Raw genomic sequence first — 18,125 nt, forward strand, 5'->3', positions numbered from 1 at the left:
GGTAGCGCTCCTCGCTCTCGCGCAGTGTCCGCTGTGTGGCCTCACGAATCCGTAGATCCTCGAACAGTGCGGTGCCGCGGACCAGCGCGGGAAAGCGCCCGCGCAACGTCCAGTACCAGATGCCGACCGTGGCGGTGAGGACGTCCCACCCGGTGGTGAGGAACTGGACGTCGATCAGACTCGGGTCGAAGGCGGCACCGGAGCCGTCCGAGGCGCCGTGCGTGGGGTGACCGCCCGCGTGCGGATTGTGGAAGATGTGCGACCCGTGCCCGATCGCGCAGGTGAAGAAGATGGCGGCCGTCGCCAGGCCCAACGGGTTGTTGCGCCACTGGCCCGAGCGCCACAGTCCGCGGGCGATCGACAGGCAGATCGCCAGGTATGCGGCAGTCGTGGCGGCGTTGGCCAGGATCGACGTCGCCGAGCCGTTCATGGGCCGCTGTCTTCGCCCAGGGGTGCCCGCGCGGTGCCGGGAACCCGGATCGCCTGTGTGCGTGCGGAGACGGCCTGGAAACCAGGCCCACAAACGGCTTCGTGATGGGTGCGGCGACCTGCTGTCATTGCAATTAAGTCGTCACTTCTGGTTACGGAATCCCCCACGCGCCCATCTTGCTCCGGTCCGTGGCCGGGCGGAATACGGACCACTGTGGTCCCGGGTGTGGCCGCGTGGTCGTGTGGTCCCGAACGCGCCGGCTCCCCGCAGCTGCCGAGCAAAACCTGAGGATCGTGGTCGTTGCGGTTGCGGCGACCAAAATCCTCCGATCTTTCGAGCTTCGGCTTCGGGCGGGGCCACACAGGTGGCCGGTGTCAGAGCCGAGGCAGCCGCGCCGGGCGAACCACCGTGACGCGGTTGCGGCCGGGCTGGGCGATGTACAGCGTGCCGTCGGCACCGACGGCGACCTGCCTCGGGTCCCGGACAGTCACCACCCCGGGCTGTTGCGCGGTGCCGGCGACGACTCCGTCCGTGCGGACCGCCAGAACCCGATCCCCGGACGGGTCGGCCACGTAGAAGGTGCCGTCCGGGGCGGGCGCGAGCCCGGTCGGCGTCGCCATGTCGGTGCTGGTCGCGATGCCGCCGTCGGCCGCGGGACGTCCCCCGTAGCCGGTGCCGGCGATCGTTTCGACGCGCCCGTCCAGCCCGTCCAGCCCGTCCAGCCCGACCCGGCGGACCCGCAGGTGCTCCGGGACGGCGACGAGCAGACGTCCCCGGGTATCCGTCGCCAGTGCGACGGGCCGGCCGACCGCCGCCCGCTCCGCCGGCCCGCCGTCGCCCGAGAAACCGGCAGAGCCGGTACCCGCGGACCCGTCCAGGTCGATTCGCCAGACGCGGTGCCCGTCGGTGTCCCCGACCAGCAGCGTGCCGTCCGCGGCGACGGTGACGGCCCGCGGACGTCGCAGCGGCACGGAGGTCGCCACCGTGATGATCGTCCCGTCGGGTCGCACCCGGCGGATACGGTCGTTGAAGGAGTCCGCGATCAGCCCATGCGTGCGGGAGAAGAAGCAGGGCGGGCCAGTCGCCAGGCACCCTGGCGCCCACGCCGCCAGGGTCGGCGCCCGCCCGCGGCCGATCCGGTCCGGCCCGCCCAGATCCCTCGATCCAGGTGCTCGACCAGCCTGTGAAAACTTCCCGCCCCCAGCGGCCGGATGGGGCGCAGCGTCCTGTAGCATGACCTCCAGTTCGGCAGTCGCAGGTCCGGGGCACCGGCTCAGGCGGTCTGGAAAAGGCATTTGGAGCAAGGCCATCCGATCCTCTAGGATGGGCAGCACACAACTGAAGATGAACATGGTCCCGTGGTGAAGTCTGGAGTTCACGCCGCCCTGTCAAGGCGGAGGTCGCGGGTTCGAATCCCGTCGGGACCGCGTTTTTTGAGCACCACATGCAAGACATGGGCAGGTAGCTCAGTCGGTACGAGCGTCCGCCTGAAAAGCGGAAGGTCGGCGGTTCGACCCCGCCCCTGCCCACCACCTCTGACCTGCGATTTTATCTCGCGGAAGAGATCGTTTACTGCATTTGTAGATCATTATGTAGCAACGGGTGTAGCAACGGCGACTGCGGTTGGACGGCGGACGGTCGCCCGCACACCCGTTGACCTGCATAGACACTTCCGACAGACCGTCCGCTTCCGGACAGCACGGTCAAGTCGGCTCTCGCCCGCCGCGGTGCCCCGCCAATCGCGTCCGACGTTGAATAAATGCCCTGGTCAGGCGTCCTCTCCGAGACGCAGGTCCGGCACCTCTCCACCTGAACGGGCCGCTGAAGCCGCAGGACCTGCGACGCCCGCACTCGCGGTCCAGCGCGCCGCATCGCTTCCCAGACGGCCGCGGGCCTTTTGCTACACCGGTAGCTACAAATGAGCCGCATAACGTGGCGGAACCCGCTGGCGTAGCCGTCTGACCGGCCCGGACTCGGGAAGCGGAGCGGCGGGACCATCGGATTCAGTGGCGGACGGTCCGTGCACACCATCACCAACCTGAGTAGAGCTGGTAACTGATCCGCTCGCCAGCAAGTTCCGTATCAATCTGGATCTGTCCCTGATCTTGTGCTCGAACTGACCCTGGTGCGCTGACCACGATCGACCCTCTGTGATCATGCGCCGGGCGCCTTTCTGATCTTGGGGTTCTCCTTCCGCACCTGGCGGGTCTCGTTGTCGGCCGGGTGGACCGGTCTGGTGATCGGCTGCGGTTACGGGCCCATGTTCGAGGAGCCGGTGGTGCGTGCCCCGGGTGCGGGGTGGTCTCGGAGCGGGCCCACGGGCGGCATCGACGCCGGTCGGTCGATGCGGCGATCGCGGGTGCTCACGTCGAGATCGACCTGCTGGTCCGGCGGTTCCGCTGTCTGACAGCGAGCTGTCCCCGGGTGACGTTCGCGGAGCAGGTCGTGGGCGTGACGCGTCCGCGCACCCGGTTCACCCCGCTGGCCGACCGGTTGATCGAGGCGATCGGGTTGGTGCTGGCGGGCAGAACCGGGGCGCGCCTCGCCGGCCGAATGGGGCTTCCCGCTGGCCGGAACACGCTGCTGCGCCGGGTCCGGGCGCTGCCCGACCCGCAGATCGGGGCGGTGATGGTCCTCGGGGTGGATGACTTCGCCCGCGAGCGGTACACCGCCGTCTAGGAGCTCAAGGCCGCAGGCGTGGCAGAGCCCATAGGCACAGTGGACGGATCAACTCTGCCGCAGGAGATAGCGCTGAACCTTGCCGCTGGGAGTCTTGGGTAGCGCGTCAACGAAGTGGACGGTACGCGGGTAGGCGTGCTTGGAGTAGTTATCTCGAACCAGGTTCCTGAGTTCCTCTGCGAGGTCGTTCGCCGGCTTGACGCCGTTCGCCAACACGACGAACGCCTCGACGACCTCACCTCGGATTCCTTCTGGGTCGGGGCGGCCCACGACCGCGACGTCGATGACCGCAGGGTGAGTGACGAGGACGCTTTCCACGTCGAATGGACCGATGCGGTAGCCGGCTGCGAGGATCACGTCATCGTCACGGGCGGTGAAGAAGAAGTAGCCATCCTCATCGACTTGTCCAGTGTCCGCGGTGAGATACCAGCGACCGTCGGCGGTGAACCTTTCCCTGCTCTTTTCCGGCTCCTCGTGGTAGCCGGTAAACCACAGCAGCGGGCTGCCGGGTACATCGATGGCGATCTGCCCTTCCACCACGCCGGCGGCGTAGCCTGGCATAGGCTGTCCCATGGAGCCATCCTTGAGTGGCCGGACGAGGCCAGGGTGCCAGTGGTTGTTGATCACCATGCCCAGCTCGGTCTGGCCGTAGTGGTCCCGCACCTCGGAGCCGAGTGCCTTCTTCGCCCAGGCCACGACATGGGGTGTTAGAGGCTCGCCCGCCGAGGAGGCGCATCGCAGGGAGATGCCCTGGGCCAGGCCACTCTTGCGCAACGCTCGGTAGATCGTGGGGGCGCCGGCGAAGTTGGTCACTCCGAACTCCCGGATAACGGCCACCGTGGACTCGGGTGTGAATCCCGTGTTGAGAAGAAGGTTGGGCCGCGCGGCGACCATAGGGCCGAGGACGCCGTAGTAGAGCCCGTAGGCCCAGCCCGGGTCGGCAGCGTTCCAGAATACGTCGTCGGGGGTGACGTCCAGACCGAAGTGGGTATAGCAGTGGAAGCTGGCCAGAGCGCGCGCTGGGACAGGGACGCCTTTGGGCTTGCCGGTCGTGCCGGAAGTGTAGAGCTGCAGCATGGTTCCGTTGCCTCCGACGGCGACGGACTCGGCGAGCGGCTCGCTGGACTCGATCATCCTCTCCAGATCGGGTCCGGCCTCGAGGATCTCGATGCCCCAGATGGGGTCGAGTTTGGCCCGCTGGGAGGGTTCGGTGACGACGATCCGGGCCTTGGCGTTGTCGACGCGGATTTGGATCGCGCCGGTGGCGAAGGCGGTGAAAAGCGGCACGTATACCGCGCCCAGCCGGGCCACCGCCAAGAGGGTGATGACGAGCTCGGGTCGCTTGCCCATCAGCACGGGCACGCGATCGCCTCGCTTGACGCCGAGCCCGGCGAGCACGGTCGCCAGGCGCCTGGAGCGCTCAGCGATCTCCCCGTAGGTCATCGGACGAGATGACCTGTCCGGCTCGATAAAGGTGAAGGCGATTGCCTGGGGGTCGTGCCGATCGCACAGAAGGTGGGCGACGTCAGTATCGGTTGCATCGTACGACGCCAGCCAACTGGCGACGATGTCGTCGATGCTCGCGGTTGTGTCGTGTTCGTCGGTGCGGGTAGTCATAAATGCTCCTGAGCCAGCGCGGATGCCTGGTTCGTCGCCTGTGCCGGTCGTGAACCGCCGATGATGTGGGTCACACTGTGGAAGTGACCCCGAACGCACACCACCCTCCAACGAGGGGGATGCCACTGGCCTCCGACGCCATGGCCGCGGGCATCGCCGCGGCGTTGGCTCGGCTACGTCGCACGACGGGCGTCAGCGTCACGTTCAGTGGCCGGATCAGCGATGCCGGTGTCCTTCTCGACCGCTTCGACGGTGAAGTCGTCGGGCCGCTGCGGGGAGTACAACTGGATGTGGGGCATGGGCTGGGTGGCCGCGTAGCGACGCAGGCTCGGGCGCTCGCGATCCCCGACTACATCGGGGCCCCAGGGATCACGCACGACTACGACGCCATCATCCGCGCGGAGGCCCTGCACGCGATGGCGGCGGTGCCAGTCATCGTGGCGCGCAGGCCTGTCGCAGTGCTGTATGCCGCCCTGCGGATCAGTCAGCGGGAGATGGGCAGGCTGCTCGACGCCGTCACTGACGAGGCCCGCAACCTGGAGCAGGAGCTCGCCGTAGGTGAGGTGCTCCGACGGCTCCACGACTCCCAAAGGGATGCCGAGGCTGAACGCATACGACAAGCCCGGCTGGCCGACGCGCATGCACGCTTGCGGGTGCTCGCCCACGAGGTCGATGACCCGGTGCTGCACGCCCGCATCCTAGAGACCGCCGACCTCCTGACCGACCCGGCGTCCGACAATCGCACCCAGCTGCACCTGACGCGACGAGAGCACGACGTGCTGGCGCTGCTGTCGGCGGGCCTGTCCAACCAAGCGATCGCCGACCGCCTGGGCATCGGCGTCTACACAGTCAAGGGCCATTTGAAGAGTCTCTACGTCAAGCTCCACGTCGAGGGCCGGCTGGAAGCGGTCACGGCCGCGCGGCGCCTGGGATTGACGCCCTGAACGGCGCGAGGGCGCCGTCCATCCGGACGGTCTTCCCGCTGAAGAACGACCGCCTCAACGCGGTCGGCTTCGTCTGGGCCTTCGCCATCGTCCCCAGACCAGGTCCGGCAAAGGACCACTACAACCGCCGCCGGACTCGGGCGACAGCCACGCCGCCGCGCTGCGGCACCTGTTCAACCGCTTCCTCGGCCAGCTCCACCGCTGTCTGCAGATCGGCCAGACTTACGGCGCGGCCAGGCTTTCAGCCGATCACCTGCCACCCCGGAACCACTCGCAGCTTGGCTCTTAACCAGATCGGTCCCGCCAGCTGAGGGTGGTGTCCCGCAGGTCGCTTGGGAAGTTCACGCTGTCGAGCGGCGTTCGAGTTCATCGATGCGGAGTACGCCGCCCGCACCACCACGAACACCGAAACACCGGCGCCGTCCACGGTGGCACCGTCGTGGTTCTGGGGTGGGTGCGGTGCGGTTGGAGCGTTGCGCGTCGTCTGGCGGTGGCTCATCCGCGCACCCTGCCTCGGGGTCACGCTGCGTGGGGATCGGGCGTGCACGGGGCCGGTTGGGGGCCGGGGCGCCGCCGTGGACGGGAACGTTCCCGGTGGGGTGGGTGGTCGGTTCCGGGAGGGGGCGGTTCCAGCCTGTGGGGTGCCAGAAGTCGGCCTGAGCCTGTGACCTGGGGCGATGCGCCGGCGCGGGGCCGGTCGCATGATGGTCAACTATGTCCGTGCGCCTGCTGTCTCCCCGTACTCCGCACCACGGACACCGTCTGCCTCGGCGCCCATCAACGCCTCCACGAACGCCTTCACCATCGAACCAAACAGATCCGGACTGGCCGCCACGAGCTCCTTGCCGAACCCCTCAACGTCAGTCACAGTCGGACGCACGGCCATCGCGTTCCCTCTGGACCAGAGCATGCCCGGAACTGATCGTCTGGACCGAGCGGAGGCGTTTCAGCCTGCGCATCGGCCGGGGCCGCGCTTTCCACCGGCCGTGGTCGGCTTCGATCCGGTTGTTCTCCCGAGCGGCGTCGACCTGGCAGGCCTCGGGCAGCAGCTCGTCGAGGATCCGCGGGTAGACCGAGGCCTTGTCCGTCGTGACCTCGGCTGGCCGGCGCCCCTGCGCCAGGGCCCGAACGAAGAAGCGCCGGGCAGCGACCCACTGCTGGCCGTCCAGGCGCAGCAGTGGGAAGTGCTTGACGCGCGCCGGCCAGCCGTACACCTCGTCGCCGATCTGCACGATCCTGCTCAGCGGCCACGTTGGGTCGGGCAGCGGGAGGGGTTGGCAGTTCTCGTCGAGTACCACCGCGACGAAGCCGTCGGGTGACCGGACCATGCCGACGCCGAGACCGTCCGGCGTCTCGACGGCCGATCTCACGTTCACCGGGAGTTCGCCGATGCTGCCGGTGTCGAGGTCGACGACGTACGTCCAGCCGCCGCCCTGCTTCGCGATCCACGCCCGGTTTCCTCGGACCTGGACCGTGTCGGGAGGTTCGGGAAGCCGGAGCTCGGTGATTTCCGGCGGTGCTTCGCTTCGCAGCAGGTCGGCGTCGGCCTGGGAGACGTCGAGGTCGGTTGCCTCCCAGTAGCCCAGGCCTCGCTGTTCGGCGACGGCCAGCACCCGCTCGATCGGGTCGAGCAGGCCCACGGACGCGGCCGGCATCGCCGCGATCGCCGCACGTACGCCGTCGCGACGTGTTGCAGCGAGACGTAGCAGCCGGTCTCGTGGTTGCCGTAGAACTCCGTGGGGAACGTGCCTCGGAGGTCCGGGTAGAGCGCCACCACCTCGGCGAACAGCGGTTCGGGACTGTCGGTGAGACCGTCGGGCAGTTTCCCGGCGCCCTCGATGCGGTCCCACAGCGAGAACGCGGCACCACGGGTGTAACCGTGCGGCAGTTCGGCCGACGACCACAGGACAGCCAGTTGGCACAGCAGCGACGCTGCCCGCTCGGGGTCGTCCGGTAGCGCGGCCCGCACGGTGGCCCAGATCTGCTCGGCGTCCGGCCGGTTGTCGAATGCGGTCGGTTCTGTGGTCCGGCCGAGCAGCCGGGGCACCATCAGCGCGCGGACGCGTTCTACGTCGATCAGATGGTGGGTGCAGCCGTAGCCCATGTTTCGTCCTTCGTGTGGTCTCGGGGCATGGATCTCAGCTGAAGATGCCGGCGGCTACGGCGGTCTGAGCAGCCGACGGGTCGTGCGCCGGGACGGGTACGACCGTCGATGGCATCGCGTGCAGCCGGTGCAGCGTGCGGAACGCCTGGTCGCGGTCGCCGTCCACCAACCAGCCGGGAAACGGAGCCTTCTGGCGCAGACGCCGGATCTGGACGGCGCTCCACGCGGCGTCGCCGACGAGGAGTGCCCGGCCGCCTTCGGTGGCGAGCAGCAGGCCGACGCTGCCCGGGGTGTGACCGGCCAGGTCCACCGCGAGGACGCTGCCGTCCCCGAACAGGTCGTGGCTGCGTGGAAAGGTCAGGACAGGCGGTCCGGCGAGCTCGAACGGTTCTGGTCGTATCGCGTCGTAGAGGCTTGCGATCGAGCCGCCGCGAGCCCGCAGCGCGGTGCCTGGAGGCGCTGGACGCTCCTCGGCTGACGCCCACAGCGGAACCCCGGGCAGGTCGATCATGCCGCTGACGTGGTCCCAGTGAACGTGCGTCGCGACCGCGAAGTCGATCGAGGCTGGGTCGACGTCGGCGGCCTGCAGCACCTCGACGACGCCGGGGCCGTCCCCGCCGGCGGCCAGCAGCCGGCGCGTAGGTGCCGCCATGCCGCGCAGCACCCGCGCCTGGGTTCCGGCGCACAGGGCGGGGTCGACGAGGAACGTCGCGTCGGGGTGCTCGACCAGGAAGGTGACCATCGCGCTAGCCACGGTGGCGGGCCGGAACTGCCCCTCCACGACGACCGGCGCCGGAACCTGCCGGACCCGGTGCACCAGCGAGCGGACGCGCACGGTGCGACGTGCCGCTGGCGGGTCGACCACGGACAGCGAGGTCAGCAACCGCTGATCGGGCCGGCGCGGGGCGATCAGCCGGGGCGCCGTCGCGAGCAGCGCCGCGCAGCACCGAACGGCTGCCCACCCGCCGGCAGCGATCCCGGCAGGCTCGGCGGTCCAGGTCGATCGGGACTCGGTCCCGTTCGTCGATCGGGACATGGCCTCGTTCACAGTTCTCCCGACTTGAGGACCGCATGATCGGAATCCCTTTTAATTGACTGTTCAGGACAGACGGCAGCCTGTTCTAGAGCGAGTGCTCAACTATTCCTTTCGTAGGGTTCCGGGCCGCCGACGACCCAGCTTCGGCCCGTCCTGCGGTCATTCGCCGAGGATGCCGGCGAGTAGCCATTCGAGGCCGGTGGCGAAGCTGTCGCGCATGGGTGGTGCGCCGTCGCCGACCGGTCCCGAAGGCGGTGTCTCGCTGAAGGCGGCGAAGCCGATGGAGTAGACGGCGAGGACTCGGCGGGCTTCGGACGCCTTGTCCGGGGGGAGGCCTGCCCGGGCGAGCAGCTGTTCGGTCGCGGCCCGAAGCTGCCTGCCGTTGGGTCCGCGCAGGCCCCGTTTGGCCAGGTAGTGCGGTACGAGGTCGGGGTGTTCGCGCACGACGTCGTGGACCGAGGCCATGAGCCGGCGAACCTCGTGGCGAGGGCTGCCGTCGCCTGCCGGCGTGGCGACCTCGCCGAGCACGTCGTCCAGGACAGCGTCGAGGAGTTCGGCCTTGCTGGTCACGTGGCTGTAGAGCGCGTTCGGCCGTACCCCGAGCCGCTCAGCCAGCGCCCGCATGGTCAGACCTTGGACGCCGTCGTCGGCCATGACGGCCCTCGCCTCGGCCAGGACGGCGTCCCGCGTCAGTCCGGCCCGCTGGCCGGGCGATCGTCGGAAGTCCATGCCGCCTACTGTACGCTGTCCAATTAAGCTGGACGGCGTCCAGTGCAAGTCGATGTGGAGGGGTCTCATGACGGGTACATCAGAGGTCGTCGTTGACGTCGCCGCTGGCGTGCCATTCGTCGCGGTGCCACCCGACGGTGGCGCGCGGCCGGAGAGCCCGACGGTGCTGGCGTGGCACCTGCTGGACGCACCGCGCACCGAACGGGCCTTCGCCTCCGCCCTGCCGCTGCAGGGACTGGACGCCTGGCGGGTCTACTTCGGACTTCCCTTGTCCGACCGTCCTGCGCGACGTCGGCGGCCGGCGTCACGCAGCATGAGATCAAAGCCGGCCTGATCTGGAACGACTCCGGTGTCGCAGCCAACAGCATGCGGGCCTTCCACGCGGGCGTGGAGGCCCGGATCTCCAGGGCCAACGACGAGGACGGCGGCGTGTACGGCCGCAGGGTCACCTACGTCTGGCGCGATGACCAGTCGGACCAGAGCCTCAACCGGATCGCGGCCGACGATCTCCTTGCACACGAGCAGGTGTTCGGGATCATCGAGGCCCCCCTCGCCTCCGGAGGATCGAGCGACCTGCTCAACAGGAAGAATGTCCCGGTCACCGGCATGGGTACGGACATCACCTGGTTGGACAAGAACAACATCTTCTCCTGGTTCTACAACGGCCCGGGCACCTCGGTGACCTGGGGCCGGTATCTGGAGAGCGAGGGCGCCTCGCGCGCGGCCCTGATCTCCGTGCCGGGAGACGTCGCGGGCGAGCATCTGAACACGCAGATCGCGGCCAGCCTGCAGGCGAGCGGGGTGCAAGTCGTCAAGACCTTCGAGGTGGCCCCCGCGACCACCTCCTACAGCGACCTGGCGGCCCGCATGAAGGAATTGGACGTCGACGCCCTCACGGGTACTCTCCTGCCGCCGATCACGGAGAAACTGCTTCCGGAGCTTCGCCAGGCCGGGGTGCGCCTCAAGGTGGCGCTGATGCCGCTGGGTTATGACGCGAGCTCCCTTGCCTCGGGCGGGGTGGCGCTGGCCGGCGCGTCCGTCTTCACGACGGTCGTGCCATTCGAGCAGCGGACGCCGGGTCAGCTGACCTTCCTGGACGCGATGAACAGATACTCTCCCGAGATCCAACCGCCGACGCAGGACAGCGCCGCTTTTGGCTGGATATCCGCGGACCTGTTCCTGCGCGGTATGGTCGCCGCCGGGCGCTGCCCGACCAGGGAGTCCTTCATCGCGGGCCTGCGGGCCGTGACGAACTACGACGGCGCTGGCATGACCCCAGAGGGATCGATCGACCTCTCGACGAATTTCCGTGTTCCGACGACCTGTTTTGCCTTTATCCAGATCAGTGCGGACGATTCGCGGTTCATTCCGAAGAACGACGGCAGGTCCTACTGTGGAACCGTCGGTGGCATGGGCGGATGAACCGCAGGGGATGCTTCTTCGCGGGAGCGGCGGTATTACCGGTCTTGTCGCATGCCGAGTGATGTACAACATGACTCGTCCGTAGACAGCGGCGAGACGGCAGGCCGCGGATGGCCTGTGGCGGAGGTGCCCCTCGTCGTGCCGCCATGCGTATTGGTCATCGGGTGTGACGTGGCCGGGCGGATCGCCCCACCGCCCGCTCAGGCGGACGCGGTGCACACCCGACCACGGCCGGCACGCTTGGCCTGGTAAAGCGCCGAGTCGGCGAGTTCCACCAGCCTGATGGCGTGGCTTTCGCGATCGGGCACAACCGAAGCCACACCCACACTGACAGTGACGATGCGCTGGCGAGCCGGCGCGTGCGGCTCGGCTATCCTGGCGACGGCGGCGCAGAGGCACCGGGCCCGTTCGCCGGCGGTGATCTGGTCCGCGTCGGGCATGACGATCGCGAACTCCTCGCCACCGTAGCGAGCTGCCAGCTCCGTGTCGCCGACGTTCGTGGCCAGGCAGCCCGCGACCCGTTGCAGGCACCGGTCGCCGGCGGCATGCCCATAGTGGTCGTTGTAGCTCTTGAAATGATCTATGTCGACCATCGCGAGGGCTAGCGGGACGTGCTGCTGCCTGGACCGGTCCCATTCGGAGCCGAGGACGTCCTCCAGGCGGCGGCGGTTCGCGAGCCCTGTCAGCGGATCGGTGACCGAGAGCTGGGACAGCCGGGTGTTGGCGGCTGCCAGCCGTGCGTTGGCGGCGGCGAGCTGCCGCGTCCGGTCGGCGACCTTGGCTTCGAGCGACGCGTACACGAGGGCGTTGTCCAGCGAGACCGCGAGCTGCCTGGCGATCAGCATGACCCCATCGAGGCGCTCGGTGGAGAACGCGCCACGGATCATCCGGTTCTCCAGCAGCAGCATGGCGCGTAGTTCGTTTCGGATGAGGATCGGGACCGCGGACAAGGAGCATCGGTCCAGGCCGGCGAAGCAGGGATCATCGTGGAACCGGTCGTCCCTGGTGACGTCGGCGACGACGATGGGCTCCTGGGTCCGCTCGGCGTACCAGACCACCGAGAACGGCACCTGGCCGCGCGCGGCGGTCGCGTCGAGTGCCGCGCCGGACCCGGCTTCATCATGCACCGACCAGCCACCGCCGTCGTCGCGCAGCAGGAGCCGCACGCCGGTCGCCCCGGTCATTTCCGACAGGATGCCGACGACCCGCGCGCGCAGGCCCGCGAGGCTGGTCTCGGAGCTGAGTGCCTGGGACGCGGCGACGACGCCGAGCAGGTCGATCGTGCCCGCGGCAAGGGTGGCGCGCCGGGGCACGCCGTCTGTGTCGTCACCCTGCCGCTGGACGAGGGCTGTGCTGGCTGGCTCGACACACAGCGTCGGATTCGCCCAGTCGAGCTGAAGCACCTTCGCGGTTGCTCCCCACCGGCTGTACTCGCGGCGGGCGTCGACGAGCAGTGAGCGACCGGCTTCATTCATCCCGTGCGCCAGGTAGAACCGCGCGGTTCTTTCCAGGATCACCGCGCGGTGCCATGGGCGCGTCCGTACGTGGCATTCCTGCCGTGCCAGGTCGAAAGCGTAGGCCGCTTGCTGGAAGTCGCCCACGGCCCAGGCGCGCTCGGCCTCGACGAGTCGCAGGAGGTGGCGGAAGTTGGCGGGCGCGTCGTCGGCGCGTGTCGACAGCCATGCGACCAGGTCGGCGAGTTCGGCCAACATCGCGTCGCGCGCGTTCGTCGCGGTGACCCGGGCCTGCGCCGCCAACGCGAGCGCGCGCAGCACCCGCGTGATGGCCATCGTGTAGCTCGCTCCGATCGTGGGGCTGAACGGCAGTACGGCGGCCGTGTGTCGGGCCAGGTCGGCCGGCTGGTCGAAGATCGCCGCGGCGATCGCCCGGGTGACGTGCAGGTGCGCGAGGGCGGGCGGGTTGTCGGCCAGCAGGCTCAGCTCGGTCGCCTCGTTCGTCTCCGACTGGGTAGCGTCACCGAGCAGCGCGTGGGCGAGGTGTCGGAACGAACGGAACACCTCCTCGGAGTGGCGGTTCCCAGTCCGGGTGGCGAACGCCAGGGACTTGTCGACCTCGGCGACGATGGCGTCCAGCGAGGGCGAGCAGTCCAGCAGGTTGCACAGCAGCACGTACTGGGTCCAGCAGGCGTTCTGCATGTCCCCGTTTCCGCTCAGGGCCGCCGTGACCTGCCGTGCTTCGGCGGCGTTGTCCTCGAGCGCGTCGAACCAGTGCCCGGTGCTGATCGTGTACAGAAGACGTGCTTCCGCCAGCTCGGCCTCCCAGCGCTCGGCGTCGCCAGCACTGGCCCGCGGCGGCGCGAGGATGCGTCGCATCACGCGATGGGCGGTGGCGTAGTCGCCCCGGCGGATGATGAGCGTGAAGGCGATGTGCGCGGCCGACCCGACGAGGTCGGGATCCGGGCCGTCCCGCATCCACATCCGCAACGCTGTGACAGCCATCCAGTCCATCATCCGCTGGTCGTAGAAGAAGGCCGCGGGCATGAGCCGTTGGATGATCCGGACCATCGCTCGCCGTTTGCGGCTGGGCCGGGCGGCCTGACGCACGTCGCCTGGTCCGCTGATGTCGTTGATCCAGGCGTAGAGCTGGGTCATTCCGCGGTCGATCTCGCCGTCGAGTTCCGCGCGGTCGGGGACGGTGACGCCGAGCCGCCGCAGGTGGTCGAGGCCGAGACCGAGCGCCTCGTCACCGCGGCTGCGGTTGGTGAGACTCATGATCTGGACGGCCACGGCGGCGGTGCGGTCGGCCGGGTAGGCGGACAGCTGGTCGATCGTCTGGAACTCGCCATCGGCCTCGTCCAGCCAGCCCAGACGGTACAAGGCGCCATGCCGCTCGGTGTGCAGCTCGATGAGCGCCGCGACGTCGGCCGGGTCGACCAGCGTCAGCGCGGCCGTAAGGAACCGCTCCACCAGCAGGTGGGCACCGAGCACCCGCGCCTCGGCGGCGGCCCGGCGAAGGAGCTGGCCCACCCGCCGCCGCTCCGGGATGCTGTCCAGGGCGTCGAGCACGTCCAAGTACTGCTCCGCCGCGACGGTGGCGAACTCGGGCCGTTTGGCCAGTCGCCTCGCCAGCGCCAGTTTGACGTCGCGTCGCGCCGGCGCGGCAAGCCCGGCGAAAACGGCCTCATGGACACGGTCGTGGCAGAAGCGGACGTTCTCCTGGTCGCCGCCGACCGCGACGACCAGACCGTCGGCGATCGCGGGGGCGAGCCGCCGCCTGGTCTCGCCGGGCGTGCGGCCGACCGCGGTGGCGAGCAGATCCAGCTCCAGCTGACCGGCCAGGCAGGCCATCGCCGACAGCAGGTTCTGCGTGGCCCGCGGTAGCGTGGCCGCGCGTTCGACCAGCAGCGCGGTGACGTCGAGTGGGCCCAGCCGGCGGCGCAGCACGGCGAGGTCCCACCGCCACGCGCCGTCATCCCACGTCAGTAGCCCGTCGTGGCGCAGCGCGTTGACCAGTTCGATCGTGTCGTAGGGGTTGCCGCGCGTTGCGACCATGACCACTCTGGAAAGATCGGCGGTGGCCTGGGGCCGCAGGCTCAGTAGATCGGCCAGCAGGTCCGCCTGGCCGGCCGTCGCGAGGCCACCGAGCCGCAGCCGCGGCGGCCCGTCGGGCTGGGCGGCCCAGCTGGCCAGCAGCGGCGCCAACGGGTGCGTGGCGTCCACGGCGTCGTCTCGGTAGGCGCCTACCAGCAACAGGCCCTCGACCGGCTCCGCACGGCAGAAGATCTCATCGACCAGTCCGAGCGGCGTCCGGCCAGCCCACTGCAGGTCGTCGACGAAGAACACCAGCGGCCGGTCCGGCGACACGACCGCACGCAGGATCTCGACGGCGTTGTGCTGCGCGCGTGCCTGCGCAGTGAACGGGTCGCCCGGGTCAGGTGGTACCCGCAGCAGGACGGCCAGCTCGGGCACCAGGGCGGCGGCGAGGCCCGCGGCGGGCCCGAGCCGCTGTAGCAGACGGTCGCGGATCCGGGCGAGCGGGACCTCCGGCTGGGCGAGCAGCTGCCGGCCCAGCGCTCGCAATGCCTGCAGGACGCCGTCGTAGTCCTGGTCACGGCGGTACTGGTCGAACTTGCCGGCCACGAACCAGCCGCCGTGCGCGGCCACGACGGGTCGTAGCTGCGCGGCCAGAGACGTCTTGCCCGTACCGGCCGGCCCGCTGAGCAGGACCCCGCCGCACCTGCCGGCCAGCATGCCGAGGAAGGCCGCACGCAGTTCGTCGATCTCGCGGTCGCGCCCGACCAGCCGCGACGGCGTCAACGGCCGCGCGGGCAGGTCATGCTCGCCAGGGCGCGTCAGCCGACCGTCCCGCCGCAGCCGGGTTAGGTCGTACACCAGGCCGTCGGCCGTCTGGTAGCGATCGTCCGGCTCCTTCTCCAGCAGGTGCATGAGGATGTCCGAGAACTCGGACGACACCGCGGGATTCGCTCGCACCGGCGGATTCGGCACCCGCGCGAGATGGTCGTGGATGATCCGGACGGGGTCGCCGGCACCAAAGGGCGCAGCGCCGGTCGCCAGTTCGTACAGGGTGGTGCCCAGGGCGTACAGGTCGGCGCGAACGTCGACCGGCCGGCCGGTCCGGCCGGCCAGTTCCGGCGCCAGGTAGGGAACCGTCCCGATGATCTCCGGGCGGTCCGCGTAGACGGGGGGCGCGTCGAGCGCGACCGGATCGCTGACCACCGCCAGCGCGAAGTCGATCAGGCAGAGCGCGCTCAGGTCCGCACTGACGATGACGTTCGTCGGGTTGAGATCGCAGTGGATCACTCCACGGTGATGCATCGCGGCGACGGCACGCGCCAGGGACTCCGCGAGCCCCAGGAGCTCGTGGTAGTCCATCGGTACTGGCCGTTCACACAGCGGAGCGCCGCCGACGTCCGTCAGGAAGATCGCGTCCCCGGCGGTCGGCGTCGCCGGCTGCGGCTTCTCGGCGAGCTGGGCGATGCCCGACAGACCGGACAGCCTGGTGAGGATCTGGACCTCATGGCGGAGCCGGCCGGGCGCGTCCGGCCCGAGCGGCTCCTTGCGGATCACGGTGGCGTCCGGGAGCACCAACCTGGTGATCCGGCTGCGCTTGGTCTCATGGAGCAGCTCAGCCGGCGACGCGCCTCCCGGCGGTTGCGCCCGCCCCGCCGTGGACGCGGGTTCTCGGCCCGGTCTCAGCCCCGCCATCCGTCGGGCCCACGCTTACGCCGTTCACCGTTCACGTCCCCAGCATCGCCCACGCCGCGTAGGTGAAACCTCGCCGCGGTCGTCAGCTCGCTGATGACCGCGCCGTCGGCCGGCCCACCCAGGCGGACCGGCCGGCGGCGGAGGCCGGTAGGCGTGGGTCAGTCACCGCCCCTGCCAGCCTGGCGGCGCAGCAAGGTGGACAGGCCCACGGCGACCGCGAGCGCGGCACCGTTGAAGACCGGGTTCACCCAGTCGGCCGCGCCGGCCAGGGTGAGCCCGCTGACGCTGACCGCGACGAGGGCGACGCCGAACACGGTGCCGAACACGTTGAACCGGCCGGGACGGATAGCGGTCGCGCCGAGGAACACGGCGGCGAGCGCGGGGAACAGCATCGTGGTGCCGTTGTCGGCGGTCGCTCCGGCCGCGCGGGCCGCCAGCACCACCCCGGCGGCCCTCGCGACGAGACCGGCGCCCGCGAAGGCGAGCAGTGGGTAGGCACGGACGCTGATGCCGACGAGGCGTGCCGCCCGCGGGCTCTCACCGATCGCGTACAGCGAGCGCCCGTAGGGCGTCTGGGCGAGTCGTACCAGAGCACGGCCACGACAAGCACGACTAGGTACACCGGCCGTGGGATGCCGAACCAGGTCGCGGAGCCGAAGCTGATAAGCACGGGGGAGATGTCGTTGCTGATCGCCCGGCCGTGCGTGTATCACTGGATGAATCCGCCGAGCATCGTGGGCGACGGGCCGACCACGAGAAGCGGCTGGTGGGGGTTGCCGGCGAGGTCGACACCCGTGATCTGAGGGAGTCACCGCGTGGCCTCCAGGTAGGCGTTCGCGCGCGCGAGCACGGTCGTGACGGTGGTCTCCGCGAGGCCGAGGTATGGGCCGTCGGCCGGTTCGCCGCCGGCGAAGGCGGCCATCGAGCGGCGCTCCGCTGTCAGGTCAGGCCACGCCCGCTCGGCGGTGGCACCGATGCGGACGGCCTCGACGCACAGTCCGCGCAGCAGTTCGCTGGTGTGGTGCGCCGCGACGACGGTACGGCGGGCGAGGTCACGCAGCGTCGGCCATTCGGCGTGCCAGGCGCCGTACGGCCGCTCGTCGCCCGCCAGTGCCGCCGCAAGGTGCAGCGTCGAGGCGAGCCCCGGCGTCGTGAGCGCGGCGCGGCGGATCAGCACCGACAGCACCGGGTTGCGCTTGTGCGGCTGGTCGACGACCCGCCGCGCCCGGGCGCGGCCGGCTCGGCGAGTTCGCCGATCTCCGGGCGCGACAGTGTCGCGACGTCGGTGGCGATGGCGCGCCGGCGTGTCCGGCGCCGACGCGCGGTGCGGCTGAAGGCCGCGCTGCTGGGCCGGTCGCGCGGTGGACAGACCAGCAGGTCCACCTCGCCGCGGACCGGCGGTGTCGGCCGTTGGCGTTCGTGCTGACCGAGGGCCAGACCGCGGACAGCCCGCAGTTCGTCGCCGTCCTGCGCAAGGTGCGGGTGCTGGGACCTGTCGGGCGTCCGCGTACCCGGCCTGGCGCGGTCGCCGGCGACAAGGCCTTCTCCTCGCGTGCCAACCGCGCCTACCTGCGTGGGCGTGGGATCAGGGCGGTCATCCCGGAGAAGGTCGACCAGGCCGCCCACCGCAGGAACAGGGGCCGGGCGGCCGGCCGGCTCTGACCAGCACCGATGCCGGCGGGACTCAGTAGGCAGGTCTGCACCGTGAATCGGACATGGGGGTACAAGCGGATCCAAGGCGAGCTACTCAAGCTCGGCCACCGCGTCGGCGCGTGACCCTCCGCCGCGTCTGAAGACGCTCGGCCTGCCTCCCGCATCCTCGGCGGCCCGATCAGCAGCTACGAACGAGCCGCATAAATTGGCTGCGACCCGGAGGGAATGACGCCCGCGTGCGCGGCGTCCGCTGGCGGGTTCTGTGGACCAACGCCGGGTACGTCTCCCGGGTAACGGCTCGGTGCCCCGCGAGACCGCGCCGGCT

Annotated in this window: 12 protein-coding genes, 2 tRNA genes and 5 pseudogenes; 9 read left to right on the forward strand and 10 right to left on the reverse strand. The window is 69.9% G+C overall.

All coding sequences use genetic code 11. The annotated features are described in order from the left end of the window. Nucleotides 1–430: pseudogene (locus tag FREUN1FDRAFT_RS05110) on the reverse strand (hybrid sensor histidine kinase/response regulator); the annotation flags it as partial. A 374-nt stretch (nt 431–804) separates the two neighbouring features. Next, nucleotides 805–1,413: a hypothetical protein gene (locus FREUN1FDRAFT_RS05115; protein ID WP_157474344.1), complete on the reverse strand. Its 609-nt coding sequence runs from the start codon at nt 1,411–1,413 to the stop codon at nt 805–807. Between the two features lie 369 nt (nt 1,414–1,782). On the opposite strand from FREUN1FDRAFT_RS05115, the gene FREUN1FDRAFT_RS05120 reads away from it, so the two are divergent. From FREUN1FDRAFT_RS05120 to FREUN1FDRAFT_RS45870, 4 genes and pseudogenes are all read left to right on the forward strand, one after another. Beyond that, a tRNA-Asp gene (locus FREUN1FDRAFT_RS05120) sits at nt 1,783–1,857 on the forward strand. Between the two features lie 28 nt (nt 1,858–1,885). Then, a tRNA-Phe gene (locus tag FREUN1FDRAFT_RS05125) sits at nt 1,886–1,962 on the forward strand. 691 nt (nt 1,963–2,653) lie between these two features. Further along, nucleotides 2,654–2,821: pseudogene (locus FREUN1FDRAFT_RS47335) on the forward strand (ISL3 family transposase); the annotation flags it as partial. Between the two features lie 33 nt (nt 2,822–2,854). Beyond that, nucleotides 2,855–3,109, forward strand: coding sequence for a hypothetical protein (locus FREUN1FDRAFT_RS45870; protein ID WP_006538897.1), 255 nt, complete (start codon nt 2,855–2,857; stop codon nt 3,107–3,109). Between the two features lie 48 nt (nt 3,110–3,157). On the opposite strand, the gene FREUN1FDRAFT_RS05135 is transcribed toward FREUN1FDRAFT_RS45870, so the two are convergent. Next, complete coding sequence (locus FREUN1FDRAFT_RS05135; RefSeq protein ID WP_006538898.1) at nt 3,158–4,726, reverse strand: AMP-binding protein; 1,569 nt, start codon at nt 4,724–4,726, stop codon at nt 3,158–3,160. Between the two features lie 119 nt (nt 4,727–4,845). Between FREUN1FDRAFT_RS05135 and FREUN1FDRAFT_RS05140 the strand changes: the two genes are divergently transcribed. Further along, a complete protein-coding gene (locus tag FREUN1FDRAFT_RS05140; RefSeq protein ID WP_006538899.1) occupies nt 4,846–5,670 on the forward strand; it encodes a helix-turn-helix transcriptional regulator in 825 nt (274 codons plus the stop codon). Nucleotides 5,671–6,382: 712 nt separating this feature from the next. Here FREUN1FDRAFT_RS05140 and FREUN1FDRAFT_RS43485 read toward each other — a convergent pair. The 4 genes and pseudogenes from FREUN1FDRAFT_RS43485 to FREUN1FDRAFT_RS39480 all read right to left on the reverse strand — a co-directional run bounded on the left by FREUN1FDRAFT_RS43485 (nt 6,383) and on the right by FREUN1FDRAFT_RS39480 (nt 9,539). Continuing rightward, nucleotides 6,383–6,538 carry a transposase gene (locus tag FREUN1FDRAFT_RS43485; protein ID WP_232295056.1) on the reverse strand — a complete coding sequence of 52 codons (156 nt, stop codon included), beginning with the start codon at nt 6,536–6,538 and terminating at the stop codon, nt 6,383–6,385. Continuing rightward, nucleotides 6,531–6,818: pseudogene (locus tag FREUN1FDRAFT_RS05145) on the reverse strand (DDE-type integrase/transposase/recombinase); the annotation flags it as partial. The gene FREUN1FDRAFT_RS43485 and the pseudogene FREUN1FDRAFT_RS05145, both read right to left, overlap by 8 nt. A gap of 990 nt (nt 6,819–7,808) precedes the next feature. Next, nucleotides 7,809–8,810: an MBL fold metallo-hydrolase gene (locus tag FREUN1FDRAFT_RS05150; protein ID WP_006538903.1), complete on the reverse strand. Its 1,002-nt coding sequence runs from the start codon at nt 8,808–8,810 to the stop codon at nt 7,809–7,811. A gap of 159 nt (nt 8,811–8,969) precedes the next feature. Continuing rightward, nucleotides 8,970–9,539: a TetR/AcrR family transcriptional regulator gene (locus FREUN1FDRAFT_RS39480; RefSeq protein WP_006538904.1), complete on the reverse strand. Its 570-nt coding sequence runs from the start codon at nt 9,537–9,539 to the stop codon at nt 8,970–8,972. Between the two features lie 67 nt (nt 9,540–9,606). Here FREUN1FDRAFT_RS39480 and FREUN1FDRAFT_RS45880 point away from each other — a divergent pair, with 67 nt between their 5' ends. Both FREUN1FDRAFT_RS45880 and FREUN1FDRAFT_RS05160 read left to right on the forward strand, forming a co-directional pair. Then, nucleotides 9,607–9,873, forward strand: a complete 267-nt coding sequence (locus tag FREUN1FDRAFT_RS45880) for a hypothetical protein (RefSeq protein WP_006538905.1) — start codon at nt 9,607–9,609, stop codon at nt 9,871–9,873. A 32-nt stretch (nt 9,874–9,905) separates the two neighbouring features. Continuing rightward, nucleotides 9,906–10,961, forward strand: a complete 1,056-nt coding sequence (locus FREUN1FDRAFT_RS05160; RefSeq protein ID WP_006538906.1) for an ABC transporter substrate-binding protein — start codon at nt 9,906–9,908, stop codon at nt 10,959–10,961. 200 nt (nt 10,962–11,161) lie between these two features. Here the strand turns inward: FREUN1FDRAFT_RS05160 and FREUN1FDRAFT_RS05165 are convergent, their stop codons facing one another. The 3 genes from FREUN1FDRAFT_RS05165 to FREUN1FDRAFT_RS05175 form a co-directional block, all read right to left on the reverse strand. Beyond that, nucleotides 11,162–16,147 (reverse strand): diguanylate cyclase domain-containing protein, encoded by a 4,986-nt coding sequence (locus tag FREUN1FDRAFT_RS05165; RefSeq protein WP_006538907.1) that lies wholly within the window; start codon nt 16,145–16,147, stop codon nt 11,162–11,164. 158 nt (nt 16,148–16,305) lie between these two features. After that, nucleotides 16,306–16,860 (reverse strand): ABC transporter permease, encoded by a 555-nt coding sequence (locus FREUN1FDRAFT_RS41060; protein ID WP_198144243.1) that lies wholly within the window; start codon nt 16,858–16,860, stop codon nt 16,306–16,308. Between the two features lie 95 nt (nt 16,861–16,955). Continuing rightward, nucleotides 16,956–17,324, reverse strand: a complete 369-nt coding sequence (locus FREUN1FDRAFT_RS05175; protein WP_232295057.1) for a hypothetical protein — start codon at nt 17,322–17,324, stop codon at nt 16,956–16,958. A 120-nt stretch (nt 17,325–17,444) separates the two neighbouring features. Here FREUN1FDRAFT_RS05175 and FREUN1FDRAFT_RS41065 point away from each other — a divergent pair. Both FREUN1FDRAFT_RS41065 and FREUN1FDRAFT_RS47915 read left to right on the forward strand, forming a co-directional pair. After that, a pseudogene (locus tag FREUN1FDRAFT_RS41065) lies at nt 17,445–17,803 on the forward strand (transposase); the annotation flags it as partial. 15 nt (nt 17,804–17,818) lie between these two features. Further along, a pseudogene (locus FREUN1FDRAFT_RS47915) lies at nt 17,819–17,963 on the forward strand (transposase); the annotation flags it as partial. Between the last annotated feature and the right edge of the window lie 162 nt (nt 17,964–18,125).

This window comes from Parafrankia sp. EUN1f (assembly GCF_000177675.1).
Classification (GTDB): domain Bacteria; phylum Actinomycetota; class Actinomycetes; order Frankiales; family Frankiaceae; genus Parafrankia.

Coding starts and splice junctions, on each gene's coding strand:
- FREUN1FDRAFT_RS45880 (WP_006538905.1), top strand. CDS start 9,607: ATGACGGGTACATCAGAGGTCGTCGTTGACGTCGCCGCTGGCGTGCCA.
- FREUN1FDRAFT_RS05160 (WP_006538906.1), top strand. CDS start 9,906: ATGCGGGCCTTCCACGCGGGCGTGGAGGCCCGGATCTCCAGGGCCAAC.
- FREUN1FDRAFT_RS05140 (WP_006538899.1), top strand. CDS start 4,846: ATGCCACTGGCCTCCGACGCCATGGCCGCGGGCATCGCCGCGGCGTTG.
- FREUN1FDRAFT_RS05150 (WP_006538903.1), bottom strand. CDS start 8,810: ATGTCCCGATCGACGAACGGGACCGAGTCCCGATCGACCTGGACCGCC.
- FREUN1FDRAFT_RS39480 (WP_006538904.1), bottom strand. CDS start 9,539: ATGGACTTCCGACGATCGCCCGGCCAGCGGGCCGGACTGACGCGGGAC.
- FREUN1FDRAFT_RS05165 (WP_006538907.1), bottom strand. CDS start 16,147: ATGGCGGGGCTGAGACCGGGCCGAGAACCCGCGTCCACGGCGGGGCGG.
- FREUN1FDRAFT_RS05135 (WP_006538898.1), bottom strand. CDS start 4,726: ATGACTACCCGCACCGACGAACACGACACAACCGCGAGCATCGACGAC.